Source organism: Pseudomonas sp. NFPP28 (assembly GCF_900115535.1).
GTDB lineage: Bacteria > Pseudomonadota > Gammaproteobacteria > Pseudomonadales > Pseudomonadaceae > Aquipseudomonas > Aquipseudomonas extremorientalis.
Genome location: NZ_FOWT01000001.1, coordinates 358,635 through 371,982 on the forward strand (window position 1 = coordinate 358,635; position 13,348 = coordinate 371,982).

The window sequence follows — 13,348 nt, forward strand, 5'->3', positions numbered from 1 at the left end:
GGCGCCGAAGTGCTTGAAGATTAAGCCGGGGAAATGGGCCAAACAATCCGATAATCGACTCAGCGTTCGATTATCGAACAGATTGTTGCTTGGCTAAGCATTAAGCAAAACTCGATAACTGTGGGAGTGGGCTTGCCCCCTCCCACAGGTCTCAGGTCGCGTCGGCGTGGCTGACCATGCCTTTGATCACCACGGCCGTGGTGGCCAATGCGGCGGGGATCACCAGGGCGGTGAGCACTTGCTCGAAGTTCCAGCCCAGGCCCAGCAACGTCGCGCCCATCCACGCGCCGAGGATCGCGCCGAAACGGCCGATGCCGAGCATCCACGACACGCCCGTGGCACGGCCTTGAGTGGGGTAGAAACGTGCGGCCAGGGACGGCATCGCCGATTGCGCACCGTTGACACACATCCCGGCAATCAGCACCAGGGTCGCCAGTAAGGTGATACTGCCCAGACTCTGCCCTACCGCGTAGGCAAACACCCCGGCCAGCAGGTAGAACGTGCCGATGACCTTGTGCGGATTGAACCGGTCCATCGCCCAGCCCACGCCCACCGCGCTCAACACACCACCGAACTGGAACAACGCGCCGATAAACGCGGCCTGCTCCATGCTCGCGCCGCTGTCGCGCATCAGGGTCGGCAGCCAGCTGGTGAGCAGGTACACGATCACCAGGCCCATGAAGTAGGTGAGCCACAGCAACAACGTACCGGCGCTGTAGGTGCCGGAGAAGATCACCGCAAACACGTTGCGCGCCTTGACGGTTTTTTGCTCGGGCACACTGAAACTGCTGGCTTGGGCGACGATGTTCGGCTCAATGGGCGACAAGGTTTTGCGCACCTTGTCGGTCCCCCGATTGCGCACCACCAGGTAGCGCGCCGATTCCGGCAGCCATACCAGCAACACCAGCGCCAGGATCAACGGCAGGATGCCGCCGATCAGCAGCAGGCTGTGCCAACCGAATGCCGGGATCAGCTTGGCCGAGATAAACCCGCCACCGGCCATGCCCAGGTTGAAGCCACAGAACATGCTGGTCACCAGCAACGACTTGTGGCGCTCAGGGGTGTATTCGGACAACAGCGTGGTGGCATTCGGCATGCCGGCGCCCAGGCCGAGCCCGGTCAGGAAGCGCAGCACCAGCAGTTGATCGACGTTGCTGCTGTAGGCCGACGCCAGGCTGAATGCACCAAACACCAGCACCGCGCCCACCAGCACCACTTTGCGCCCGAAGCGATCCGCCAGCGGGCCGGAGCCGAGCGCGCCGAAGACCATGCCGATCAACGCGGCGCTCATCACCGGACCGAGGCTGGCGCGGTCGATGCCCCAATCCTGGGAAAGCGCCGGCGCGATAAAGCCCATGGCGGCAGTGTCGAGGCCATCCAGGAAAACAATCAGGAAACACAGGATCACCACGCGCCACTGGTAACGGGACAGTGGCTGGGTGTTGATAAAGGACTGCACGTCCAAGGAAGTACCGACAGAGGGCTGATTCATTGTTTTTATTTCCACACCGATGGCGGGCTGACGACCTTGGGTCGTCGTTATTATTGAGCGCTCCCTGGAGCGCTGTCGCACAGTAATAAGCCAGGGAAAACAGCGCAATCGACCCAACCGGGATCTGTGCGGTCACCGAACAGCTTAGGCAAACAGCTGCGCACTCAACTCGCGGCTGGCACTGAGCATGCTCGGCAGGAAGCGCTGCTCCAGCTCGCTGCGGCTGACACGGCCGGCGTGGGTGCTGACGTTCAGCGCGGCCAGCACCTGGCCCGAGGCGTCATACACCGGCACCGCGATGGAGCGCAGGCCCTGCTCCAGTTCCTGGTCGACAATGCACCAGCCTTGCTGACGCACCTGTTGCAGGCAGTCGAACAGCGCGGCGGGCGTGGTCAGGGTGCGGCTGGTCTTGGTCTGCAGGTCGGCGTGGTCGAGATAATCCTGCAGCGAGGCGTCATCCAGCGCCGCGAGCAAGATGCGGCCCATGGAGGTGCAGTAGGCCGGCAGCCGTCCGCCCACCGACAGGTCCACCGAAATCAGGCGCTGGGTGGTGGCCGAACGGGCGATGTAGAGAATGTCGTCGCCTTCGAGGGTCGCCATGTTGCAGGCTTCGTGGAGTTGCTCGCTCATGCGGTCCAGATAAGGCTGGGCGGACACCGCCAGTGGCGTGGACGACAGATAGGCATGGCCCAGGGTCAGGACTTTGGGCAACAGCGAATAGGTACGCCCATCGGTAGTCGCGTAGCCGAGCTTGATCAAGGTGTGCAGGCAACGGCGCACGGCGGCGCGAGGGATTTCGGTGCGGTGGCTGATCTGGGCGATGGTGAGGTGGCGCTTGCGCTCCTGGAACGCCTGCACCACGGCCAGGCCACGGGCCAGGGAGGTCATGAAGTCCGGATCACCGGTAAACGCCTGGATACGCTTGGCCGGGGACGCAACGATCGGCGGCGCCACTGACGCGAAAGAGTTGCGCAATTGATCGTTCATGTCGAGATCCTTTGTCTTATTGTCAACCGCAGGGGAGGATTGGCCACTATTACAAGCTGCGTCAGCCGAGATGTACAAGGCAGGGCCGACAACATTGTGCGATTATCGGACGATCATTCGATTATCGCAATTTGCTCGCAACCTCCCCCTTCACCCACGACGGATTGAAAAAAAACGAGGCCTCTTATTAACGTTTGAAGTTTGGATGGATTCATGACACCCGAATGTGTGCAATTACCAATAGGCGCGTGTAACAAAACACTCATACAAAGTTGACGGTTTTTAACTTTATACCGATAGTGTTATTCAAATGCGCCGCTATAATGCACCCTGTGTACTGGTCCATCCGGTTTCATTATCGGCAACGGAGCTGGCCGCATGATGCACAGGCCGTGCATCGTCGATAGCAACTACCTGCCTTGAATGACGGCACTAGCAGTGTTCACCCATGTCTGTTTCAAACTTGAACGCTATGGCGGTTCGACTTGAAACACCCTGAGGGCGCATTCCGGCATAACGCTGCAACGTATTGACACTCAACTCAATTAGGTAACGATGTGACGAAAGATGAACTGCGCGCGGAACTTGAGCGCCAGGAGCAACGTTACAAGGACGTTTACGGCGGGGAAGTCACCACCTACGCCGCCCAGCCTGAACCTGAGCGCAAACCATGGCGCAAGCGCGCCAGCCTGCTTGACCAGGCCTTTGCACAGGAAATCCAAAAGATTGAACAGGAACTCAAAACCGAAAAGCCCTAGGCGATTCGGTTTGAGCCTCAAGGTCATGGCTCAGGTTGATGGCACTCAGCCATCATCCAGAAATCTTGCACCCTACCAAGAACGGTAAAATTTCATACAAATGTTTCAGTCGTGACGTTTTTGTGACAATCCCCCGCTTCTGGCGCCCTCTGCCATATAAATCAAAGACTTGCCCAAGCCCCGAAAACCCTGGGATGCACGCCCTTTCCGGGATTTTTTTCAGGGAAGATTGATACCGATGAGCAGCTAGTGCATCGATTACTGAGGTTTTCTGGCATAATCGCGCCCCCTTACGACCGGGTCAGAAAACCTTCATGATCGATTTATTCAGCGGACTGGATGCTTGGGTTCTCGTGAGCCTGTTGCTCGCCCTGGCCTTTGTCCTCGCCTTCGAGTTCATCAATGGCTTTCATGACACCGCTAACGCGGTGGCCACAGTCATCTATACCAAAGCCATGCCGCCGCACCTGGCCGTGTTCTTCTCCGGGGTGTTCAACTTCCTCGGCGTGTTGCTCGGTGGTGTCGGTGTCGCCTACGCCATCGTGCACTTGTTGCCGGTGGAGTTGCTGATCAATGTGAACACCGGCCATGGCCTGGCGATGGTCTTCTCTTTATTGGCGGCGGCGATCACCTGGAACCTGGGCACCTGGTACTTCGGTATCCCGGCCTCCAGCTCCCACACCCTGATCGGCTCGATCCTCGGGGTCGGCCTGGCCAACGCCCTGATCAACGACATTCCCCTGGCTGACGGTGTGAACTGGCAGAAAGCCGTGGATATCGGCGCTTCGCTGGTGTTCTCGCCGATGGCCGGCTTCCTGGTTGCAGCCCTGGTGCTGATCGGCCTGAAGTGGTGGCGTCCGCTGTCCAAGATGCACAAGACCCCGGACCAGCGCCGCAAGCTCGATGACAAGAAACACCCGCCGTTCTGGAACCGCCTGGTGCTGGTGATTTCCGCCATGGCCGTGAGTTTCGTGCACGGCTCCAACGACGGCCAGAAGGGTATCGGCCTGATCATGCTGGTGCTGATCGGTATCGTGCCGGCGCAGTTCGTGCTCGACCTGGGCAGCACCACCTACCAGATCGAACGGACCCGCGACGCCACCGTGCATTTGAGCCAGTTCTACCAGCGTAACAACGCCACGCTCGGCGAGTTCCTGGCCCTGGGCAAAAGCGTGCAGAACGACCTGCCTGGTAAGTTCCAGTGCAATCCACAGCAGACCGAGCCGACCATCAACGCGCTGGTCGACACACTCAAAGGCGTGTCCGACTATCACGCGCTGACGGCGGACCAGCGTATTGAAGTGCGCCGCTATCTGCTCTGCCTGGACGACACCGCAAAGAAAGTCGGCAAGCTGCCAGGCCTGGATGCCCGTGAGAAATCCGACCTCGACAAACTGCGCAAAGACCTGACCGCCACTACCGAATACGCCCCGTTCTGGGTGATCCTTGCCGTCGCACTGGCCTTGGGCCTGGGCACCATGGTGGGCTGGAAGCGTGTGGTACTGACCATCGGCGAGAAGATCGGCAAGCAAGGCATGACCTATGCCCAGGGCATGTCGGCACAGATCACCACCGCGACCATGATTGGCTTTGCCAACATCTTCGCGCTGCCGGTGTCGACTACCCACGTGCTGTCGTCGGGCGTGGCCGGTACCATGGTCGCCAACAAAAGCGGCCTGCAGGGCGGCACCGTGAAGACCATCCTGATGGCCTGGGTACTGACCCTGCCGGCAACCGTGGCCCTGTCGGCCGGGTTGTTCTGGTTGGCTTCCAAGGCGCTGGGCAGCTGATAAGCCGCCTGCGATAAAAAAGGTGCGATCCGCGAGGGTCGCACCTTTTTTTATGATCACTATTGGGTTAATTCAGGCGCAAAAAAAGGGCGACCGAAGTCGCCCAAAATGCCTTGCGTGCTCATGTAACCTGGAAAAACTATGGTTTTTTCCGCTTGTTCGCGTCTTTCCAGATAAAAATTCCAAACCCTACAAAAAACATCACCATCAGGCTTACCGTCAGCACTCCGGCGAACACCACATTATCGATAAACATGACCGGCCTCCTGCGCTTGCCCTGTTGCGATAGGGCTAAGTTAATGGAGAAGGCGGATTGGAAAATTGACGGGGATCAATGTCGCCCGCGACGGGGCGTAAAGAAGGGCAATAACTGACCTGCATCAATGGATGCAGGTACTTTCAACGCTTTTTTGGCTTGTTCTTCGGTTTCTTTTTAACTTTGCCGAGTGGCATTGCCTGTTCAAATGCCTGGCGGACTTCATTCAGGCGTTTGTCATTGAGGTCGTGAACGCGCTTGGCGCGCTCGGCATTCAGGTCGATCAGCTTGTCGTCTTCACTCATGGCTTGGCTTACGTCGTGGAGGGAATGACCCAATAATGCGGCCTCCCCCGCTCAACGGCAAATCAGCGGGCGACAAAAGGCAGGTCATCGCACAAAATCGCTGTTTTCCCGAACCAGGAGATTCACCCAGGTGGCACTGCACAAGGACCTTCCGCCGCTGCTGGCGCTGCGCGCCTTCGAAGCCGTGGCGCGGCACTTGAGTTTTATCAAGGCCGCCAGCGAGTTGTCAGTGACTCAGAGCGCGCTGAGCCATCAGGTGCAAAAGCTTGAGCAGCACCTGGGCAAACCCTTGTTTATCCGACGCACCCGTGCGATCGATCTGACCACCGACGGCCAACAGTACTACGACGAAATCCGCCCAGCCCTCGATGCCATCGCCGCCGCCACACGCGCCCAACGGGTCACCCCCAGCGCCACCGTGCTGCGCATCGGCTTGCTGGCCTCCTTTGCGACCCTGTGGCTGGCGCCCCGCCTGGCAGGCTTCCTCAATCGCTACCCACATATCCAGGTGGAATTGTTGCCGGCCATTCAACTGGCAGACGTGGCAGGTGCGGAGGTCGACCTGGCCATCCGTTATGGCAAAGGCGACTGGCCCGATGTGCAGGCCACGCGACTGATGCCGGAAATCATCTCGCCGGTGTGCAGCCCGACGTTCAAGGCAACGCAAGACAGCCCATTGCTGATGGCCACTTCGCACCGCCCCTTTGAATGGACCGACTGGTCCGAGCACTATCAGGTCGACCTCGGTCACCACCCCCGCGTGATGCTGCACGACTACAACATCGTGGTCGAAGCCGCCGTGGCCGGCCAGGGCATCGCCATGGGCCGTCATCGCCTGATCGAGCGCAGGCTGCAGGACGGCAGCCTGGTGGAAGCCTTCGATTGGCCGCCCTATCACAGCGACATCGGCTACTGGTTGATCGCACCTCAAGGCACCACCAGCGAAGCCGCCGCGTGTTTCAGCCAATGGCTGAGGGAAGCCTGCACCGATACGTGAGTTTTTTCGATACATCGCGTGAGATCTATCCGTTTGTCGCGCCTCGATACAGCCAACATGCTGAAGCCTCCCGACCCAAGAGGATTCATCATGAGCGACTCCCTCCACCAACGCGTGCAAGCCCTTGGCCTCACGCTGCCAACCCCCAGCCAGCCGATCGCCAACTACATCAACCACGTGGTCAGCCAGAATCACCTGTTCGTCTCCGGGCAAATCCCACTGGTGGATGGTAAACCCGCCTATGTGGGCCGGTTGGGCGAGTCGCTCAGCGATGCAGAAGGTGCACAAGCAGCGGAACTCGCTGCGCTGGGCCTGCTGGTGCAGTTGAGCAATGCCCTCGGCGATGACCTGTCGCGCCTGGTGCGCACCGTGCGCCTGGGAGTATTCATCGCCAGCAGCGGCGACTTCACGCAACAGAGCGTGGTGGCCAACGGTGCCTCCAACCTGCTGGTCAATGCGCTTGGCGAAAAAGGCCGACATGTGCGCACCGCCGTCGGCGTGTCCAGCCTGCCGGCCGGTGTGGCCGTGGAGGTTGATGCGATTTTCGAGCTGCACCCATGAGCCCGCTTGAAGTCCAGCACCTGCGGGATGACACGCCCGGCTGCCAGTCCGGCATCGTGCACTTCAACCATGCCGGCGCCTCGCTGCCCAGCCAGGCAACCCTCGACGCGATCTTCGAACAACTGCAACGGGAGGCTCGCGACGGCCCGATGGAAGCCGGCGAACATGGCGCCGTGCTGGTGGAAAGAGCCCGCCGCGCCGCCGCACAACTGCTCAACGCTCCTGCCTCATCCATCGCGTTTGCCAGCAGTGGTTCGACCGCCTGGAGCCTGGCGTTCCAGGCCCTGGGCCCCTGGCAACCCGGCGACCGCATTCTGGTAGGCCGTCACGAATGGGGCGGCAACCTGGCCAGCATGGAACTGGCGGTGCAAGCGGGTGCCCGCGTGGAAGTCATCCCCTGCGATGCAAGCGGCGCGGTCTGCCCGGTGGCGTTGGAGTCGATGCTCGATGCCAGGGTAAAGCTGATCGACCTTACGTGGCTCCCGGCCAACGGCGGCCTGATCAACCCCGCCCAGGCCATCGGTGACCTGGCCAGGCGTCACGCCATCCCCTACTTCATCGACGCCGGCCAGGCCGTCGGCCAGGTGCCGGTGGACGTACAAGCATTGCAGTGCGATGTGCTCAAGTCCGCCGGAAGAAAGCACCTGCGCGGTCCACGCGGGACGGCGCTGTTGTATGTGCGGCCGGATTTCCTCGGGCGCCTGAACCCGGCCCAACGCGATGTGTTTTCGGCGCCCTGGACCGCCCAGGGTTTCGATCTGCGCAATGACGCACGGCGCTTTGAAACCAGCGAGGCATCCTTCGCCTTGCTGGCCGGGCTGGGCAATGCGCTGCAGGAGATGAATCGGCTGGGGGTCGAGCGCGCCTGGGAGAGGGTTTCGCAGACCAGCGCGCAAATCCGTGAAGCGTTGCGTGGGATTGCGGGCATTACCCTGCATGACCTGGGCACTTGCCAATCCGGCTTGATCGCCTTCAACCTCGCCGGCTGGGATGCCTTTGAACTCAAGCGGCGCCTGGGCTTGAAACGCATCAATATCGGCGCCAACGGCGTGGCCTACACCCCGCTGGATATGCAGGCGCGTGGCCTGGAGAGCGTGGCGCGGATCTCGGTGAGCCCGCTCAACAACGAGCATGATATCGAGCTGCTGATAGCGGCTCTGCGTGAGTTGCGCGACTAAACCTCGACGTCCACCCAAAGGCCCTGGCGCGGTGCATCTTCGATCAGCGGCGCCACTGGCACGGTGTTGTCGGCATTCAACAAATCGCCCGGAATGGCCAGGTGCTGCTCCGGGTCTTCATCGGCTTCACGCCGGCGTCTCTGCTGTTCCTGCTGGCGGCGCTGTTCTTCGCGCAGCAAAAAGGTCGACGTCTCGGCATCGCCTTTTTTCAGGTCGATGGTGCTCTCGTTGGAGCCCGGCTGGACGGGCACCACGGGCGGTATGTCCGGCTTCTGGCGCACCGGATCGAGTTGTGACGTGACCGGCACAACGCTGACGGGCAGCATGGGTGGAAGCATAGTGATTATTCTCCTGATCAACAGGCTGTCGGCGGGTTGCAGGGTGACTTGAGCACAGGCTCGCCAACCTGTGACCCAGTCGACACTCCCAAGTGCCCGCCACCCGTCGATTCGGTTTCCGGCCCCCCCACGCAAACGGAGTAGTTTTTGTCAGAGTCCTTGGGCGTGGGGGCTTGTTCCGTTAAGATAGTCGGCTTTTTCACGGCGGGAGTCAGGCAGCATGGCGCAGCAGTATCAACCGGGGCAACGCTGGATTAGTGACAGCGAAGCAGAGCTGGGGTTAGGCACCGTTCTGGCACAGGACGGGCGCTTGTTGACCGTGCTCTATCCGGCCACTGGCGACACTCGTCAGTATGCGCTACGGAATGCGCCCCTCACCCGCGTGAGGTTCTCGCCGGGCGACAGCATCACCCATTTCGAAGGCTGGAAAATGACCGTGCAGGAAGTCGACGACGTCGACGGCCTGCTGGTGTACCACGGCCTCAATGGGCAGAACGAGCAGGTCACCCTGCCGGAAACCCAACTCTCCAACTTCATCCAGTTCCGCCTGGCCAGCGACCGTCTGTTCGCCGGGCAGATCGACCCGCTGGCCTGGTTCTCGCTGCGCTATCACACCCTGGAACACACCAGCCGCCAGTTGCAGTCCTCGTTGTGGGGCCTGGGTGGCGTGCGTGCGCAGCCTATCGCGCACCAACTGCACATCGCCCGTGAAGTCGCCGACCGTATCGCGCCACGGGTCTTGCTGGCGGACGAAGTGGGCCTGGGCAAGACCATCGAAGCCGGCCTGGTGATCCATCGCCAACTGTTGTCGGGCCGCGCCAACCGCGTGTTGATCCTGGTTCCGGAAAACCTGCAGCACCAATGGCTGGTGGAAATGCGCCGCCGTTTCAACCTGCAGGTGGCACTGTTCGACGAAGAACGTTTTATCGAAAGCGATGCCACCAACCCGTTCGAAGACACCCAGCTTGCGTTGGTCGCCCTGGAGTGGCTGGTCGACGACGAGAAGGCCCAGGACGCGCTATTTGCCGCCGGCTGGGACCTGCTGGTGGTCGACGAAGCCCACCACCTGGTGTGGCATGAAGACAAGGCCAGCCCCGAGTACGCGCTGGTCGAGCAACTGGCCGAAGTGATTCCCGGCGTGCTGCTGCTCACCGCCACCCCGGAGCAATTGGGCCAGGACAGCCACTTCGCGCGCCTGCGCCTGCTCGACCCGAACCGCTTCCATGACCTCGCCGCCTTCCGCGCCGAGAGCGAGAACTATCGCCCGGTGGCCGAAGCCGTGCAGGAGCTGCTGGACAAGGGTCGCCTGTCCCCTGCCGCACACAAGACCATCCAGGGTTTCCTCGGCGACGAAGGTGAAGCCCTGCTCACCGCCGTCAACGATGGCGACACCGAAGCCAGCGCGCGCCTGGTGCGTGAGCTGCTCGACCGCCACGGCACCGGCCGTGTGCTGTTCCGCAACACCCGCGCCGCCGTGCAGGGTTTCCCGGAGCGCAAGCTGCATGCCTACCCGCTGCCGAACCCGGACGAATACCTGGAGCTGCCGCTGGGCGAACACGCCGAGCTGTACCCCGAAGTCAGCTTCCAGGCGCAGCCGGACGTCGAAGAAGAAAATCGCTGGTGGCGCTTCGACCCTCGGGTCGAATGGCTGATCGACCAGCTGAAAATGCTCAAGCGCACCAAGGTCCTGGTGATCTGCGCCCACGCCGAAACTGCCATGGACCTGGAAGACGCCCTGCGCGTACGCTCCGGCATTCCGGCCACGGTGTTCCACGAGGGCATGAACATCCTCGAGCGTGACCGCGCCGCCGCCTACTTCGCCGATGAAGAGTTTGGCGCCCAGGTATTGATCTGCTCGGAAATCGGCAGTGAAGGCCGCAACTTCCAGTTCTCCCATCACCTGGTGCTGTTCGACCTGCCGTCCCACCCCGACCTGCTGGAACAGCGCATCGGCCGCCTGGACCGGATCGGCCAGAAACACGTGATCGAACTGCACGTGCCGTACCTGGAAACCAGCCCGCAAGAGCGCCTGTTCCAGTGGTACCACGAAGCGCTGAACGCGTTCCTCAACACCTGCCCGACCGGCAACGCCTTGCAGCATCAGTTCGGCCCGCGCCTGCTGCCGCTGCTGGAAAACGCCGACGACGGCGAGTGGCAAGCCCTGATCGACGAGGCCCGTGCCGAGCGCGAGCGCCTGGAAGAAGAGCTGCACACCGGTCGCGACCGCCTGCTGGAACTCAATTCCGGCGGCGCAGGTGAAGGTGATGCCCTGGTCGAAGACATCCTCGAGCAAGACGACCAGTTCGCCCTGCCGATCTACATGGAAACCCTGTTCGACGCGTTCGGTATCGACAGCGAAGACCATTCGGAAAACGCACTGATCCTCAAGCCCAGCGAAAAAATGCTCGACGCCAGCTTCCCCCTGGGCGACGACGAAGGGGTGACCATCACCTACGACCGTAACCAGGCACTGTCCCGTGAAGACATGCAGTTCATCACCTGGGAACACCCGATGGTGCAGGGCGGCATGGACTTGGTGCTGTCCGGCTCCATGGGCAACACCGCCGTGGCGCTGATCAAGAACAAGGCGCTCAAGCCGGGCACCGTGTTGCTGGAACTGCTCTACGTCAGCGAAGTGGTTGCCCCGCGCTCCCTGCAACTGGGCCGTTACCTGCCGCCGGCCGCCCTGCGCTGCCTGTTGGATGCGAACGGCAACGACCTGTCCAGCCGCGTGTCGTTCGAAACCCTCAACGACCAGTTGGAAAGCGTGCCACGCGCCAGCGCCAACAAGTTCGTGCAGGCCCAGCGCGATCAACTCACGCCACGGATCAACGCCGGTGAAGAGAAGATCACTCCGCGCCACGCCGAGCGTGTGGCCGAGGCCAAGCGTCGCCTGGCGGCGGACACCGACGAAGAACTGGCGCGCCTGACGGCGTTGCAGGCGGTCAACCCGACCGTGCGTGACAGTGAGCTGGTGGCCCTGCGCAATCAGCGCGAGCAAGGTTTGGCCATGCTGGACAAGGCGGCGCTGCGGTTGGAAGCAATTCGGGTGTTGGTGGCGGGTTGATCACCGCCCTGCCCTGTTAAATGAAAAAGACCCGCGCAATGCGGGTCTTTTTCATTGGCCTTGGAGGCCCCATCGGGGCAAGCCCCCTCCCACAACTGATCGGTGATCGACATGACAGCACCGTCAAATGTGGGAGGGGGCTTGCCCCCGATGGCGTCACCTCACTATCAGGCCGTTGCAGCAGCAGCCGGCACCTCAACCGTCCCCAACCCATCCTTCATCCGCTTGGAATCGCGCACAAAACTGCGCGACGCCTGGAACAGGAACAGCATGGTCAGGAACAACGCCACCGGAATCAGGTACATGGCATCGTGCAATCCCACCGCCTTGTAAGCCTCGGTCATCTGGTGCGCCCCCGCTGCATACATCGCCGAATGGGCAAAGTAGTCAGATAAGCCACCCACCACGATCGGCCCCATCCCGCCGCCCAGCAAATACAAGCCTGCGAAGAACAGCGCCATCGCCGTGGCCCGCAGGCGCGGCTCGACCACGTCCTGAATCGCTGTGTACACGCAGGTGTAGAAGTTGTAGGCAAACAACCAGCCCACGCTGAACAGCGCCACGAACACACCAATCTCGATGCGCCCGGCGTGCAAAGCCCACGCGGTGGTCACGGTAGAGATGATCAGACTGAACGCCGCAAACAAGAGACGGCCATTGGCGACCCGCTGATGGATCTTGTCGGCAACCCAGCCGCCCAGGGTCAGGCCCACCAGGCCGGTCAGGCCGACGATCACGCCGGTGGCGACCGCAGCGTCCTGCAAGGGCATCAGGAAGTAACGCTGCAACATCGGCACCAGGAACGAATTGCAGGCGTAGGTGGCGAAGTTGAAGCACAACCCCGCCAACACCAGCCACAGGAAGGTCGGCACCGCCAGCACGCGACGGATCGGGCGGTCGACACGCTCCTGGGAAACCTGCACGGTTTCTGCCGCGCCGCGCTTGGGCTCCTTGATATAGAACATGAACACCGCCAGGATCAACCCCGGCACAGCGGCGATAAAGAACGGAGCGCGCCAGCTGTCGAACGCCTTGACCATCCAGCCGATGGTGAAGAATGCCAGCAGCAACCCCAACGGCAGGCCCAGCATGAAAATCCCCATGGCCCGCGCACGGCGGTGTGCCGGGAACAGATCGCCAATCAGCGAGTTGGCGGCCGGCGCATAGCTGGCCTCACCAATACCGATGCCCATGCGCACCAGCAGAAACGTCCAGAAACTGCCGACCAGGCCATTGACCGCCGTCAGCCCGCTCCAGGCGAACAGGCCCCAGCCCATCAGTTTGCTGCGTGAGCCGGTGTCGGCCAGCCGCCCGAGCGGTAGCCCGGCAATCGCGTAGACGATGGTGAAGGCGGTGCCGATAATCCCGAGCTGAAAGTCGCTCAGGTGCCATTCCATGCGGATTGGCTCGATGATGATCGCCGGGATGGTGCGGTCGAAGAAGTTGAACAGGTTGGCGAGGAACAGCAGGAACAGAATGCGCCAGGCATTCGCCGCTTGGGTCGAGTTCTGCATGGGTCCGTCTCTTTTATTGTTATGAGAGCTGCGATGCCCGATGCATCCTGCCCGGTACCAGCAACATAGTCAGGCAGGGCCCGGTTGTCTGTAATGATTCGTAAA

Annotated in this window: 12 protein-coding genes; 6 read left to right on the forward strand and 6 right to left on the reverse strand. The window is 61.5% G+C overall.

All coding sequences use genetic code 11. The features are described from left to right. Positions 1–151: 151 nt before the first annotated feature. Together BM110_RS01780 and pcaR are read right to left on the reverse strand one after the other, a co-directional pair. The gene (locus BM110_RS01780; protein ID WP_092241268.1) at positions 152–1,492 is read right to left on the reverse strand and encodes a 4-hydroxybenzoate transporter PcaK; all 1,341 of its coding nucleotides are present in this window, start codon (positions 1,490–1,492) and stop codon (positions 152–154) included. Between the two features lie 144 nt (positions 1,493–1,636). After that, complete coding sequence (gene pcaR / locus BM110_RS01785) at positions 1,637–2,479, reverse strand: pca regulon transcriptional regulator PcaR (protein ID WP_071488865.1); 843 nt, start codon at positions 2,477–2,479, stop codon at positions 1,637–1,639. Positions 2,480–3,036: 557 nt separating this feature from the next. Here pcaR and BM110_RS01790 point away from each other — a divergent pair. Continuing rightward, positions 3,037–3,237 (forward strand): hypothetical protein, encoded by a 201-nt coding sequence (locus tag BM110_RS01790; protein ID WP_093512157.1) that lies wholly within the window; start codon positions 3,037–3,039, stop codon positions 3,235–3,237. Between the two features lie 314 nt (positions 3,238–3,551). Further along, a complete protein-coding gene (locus BM110_RS01795) occupies positions 3,552–5,027 on the forward strand; it encodes an inorganic phosphate transporter (protein ID WP_092241266.1) in 1,476 nt (491 codons plus the stop codon). Positions 5,028–5,166: 139 nt separating this feature from the next. Here BM110_RS01795 and ccoM read toward each other — a convergent pair whose 3' ends face one another. Both ccoM and BM110_RS29530 read right to left on the reverse strand, forming a co-directional pair. After that, positions 5,167–5,283, reverse strand: coding sequence for a cytochrome c oxidase subunit CcoM (ccoM, locus tag BM110_RS29990; RefSeq protein ID WP_010212341.1), 117 nt, complete (start codon positions 5,281–5,283; stop codon positions 5,167–5,169). A 143-nt stretch (positions 5,284–5,426) separates the two neighbouring features. Further along, a complete protein-coding gene (locus BM110_RS29530) occupies positions 5,427–5,588 on the reverse strand; it encodes a hypothetical protein (RefSeq protein ID WP_017137225.1) in 162 nt (53 codons plus the stop codon). A 130-nt stretch (positions 5,589–5,718) separates the two neighbouring features. Between BM110_RS29530 and BM110_RS01805 the strand changes: the two genes are divergently transcribed. The 3 genes from BM110_RS01805 to BM110_RS01815 all read left to right on the forward strand — a co-directional run bounded on the left by BM110_RS01805 (position 5,719) and on the right by BM110_RS01815 (position 8,324). Next, positions 5,719–6,585, forward strand: coding sequence for a LysR substrate-binding domain-containing protein (locus tag BM110_RS01805; RefSeq protein ID WP_093119259.1), 867 nt, complete (start codon positions 5,719–5,721; stop codon positions 6,583–6,585). Between the two features lie 90 nt (positions 6,586–6,675). Next, positions 6,676–7,146, forward strand: a complete 471-nt coding sequence (locus tag BM110_RS01810) for a RidA family protein (RefSeq protein ID WP_093512159.1) — start codon at positions 6,676–6,678, stop codon at positions 7,144–7,146. After that, positions 7,143–8,324: an aminotransferase class V-fold PLP-dependent enzyme gene (locus BM110_RS01815; RefSeq protein ID WP_093512161.1), complete on the forward strand. Its 1,182-nt coding sequence runs from the start codon at positions 7,143–7,145 to the stop codon at positions 8,322–8,324. Before BM110_RS01810 ends, BM110_RS01815 begins: the two co-directional genes overlap by 4 nt. Here the strand turns inward: BM110_RS01815 and BM110_RS01820 are convergent. Further along, positions 8,321–8,662, reverse strand: coding sequence for an aspartate-semialdehyde dehydrogenase (locus tag BM110_RS01820; RefSeq protein ID WP_092241258.1), 342 nt, complete (start codon positions 8,660–8,662; stop codon positions 8,321–8,323). The genes BM110_RS01815 and BM110_RS01820 overlap by 4 nt on opposite strands. A 220-nt stretch (positions 8,663–8,882) precedes the next feature. On the opposite strand from BM110_RS01820, the gene rapA reads away from it, so the two are divergent. Next, the gene (rapA, locus tag BM110_RS01825; protein WP_071488858.1) at positions 8,883–11,729 is read left to right on the forward strand and encodes an RNA polymerase-associated protein RapA; all 2,847 of its coding nucleotides are present in this window, start codon (positions 8,883–8,885) and stop codon (positions 11,727–11,729) included. A gap of 167 nt (positions 11,730–11,896) precedes the next feature. On the opposite strand, the gene BM110_RS01830 is transcribed toward rapA, so the two are convergent. Further along, the gene (locus BM110_RS01830; RefSeq protein WP_093512164.1) at positions 11,897–13,243 is read right to left on the reverse strand and encodes a spinster family MFS transporter; all 1,347 of its coding nucleotides are present in this window, start codon (positions 13,241–13,243) and stop codon (positions 11,897–11,899) included. Positions 13,244–13,348 lie beyond the last annotated feature (105 nt).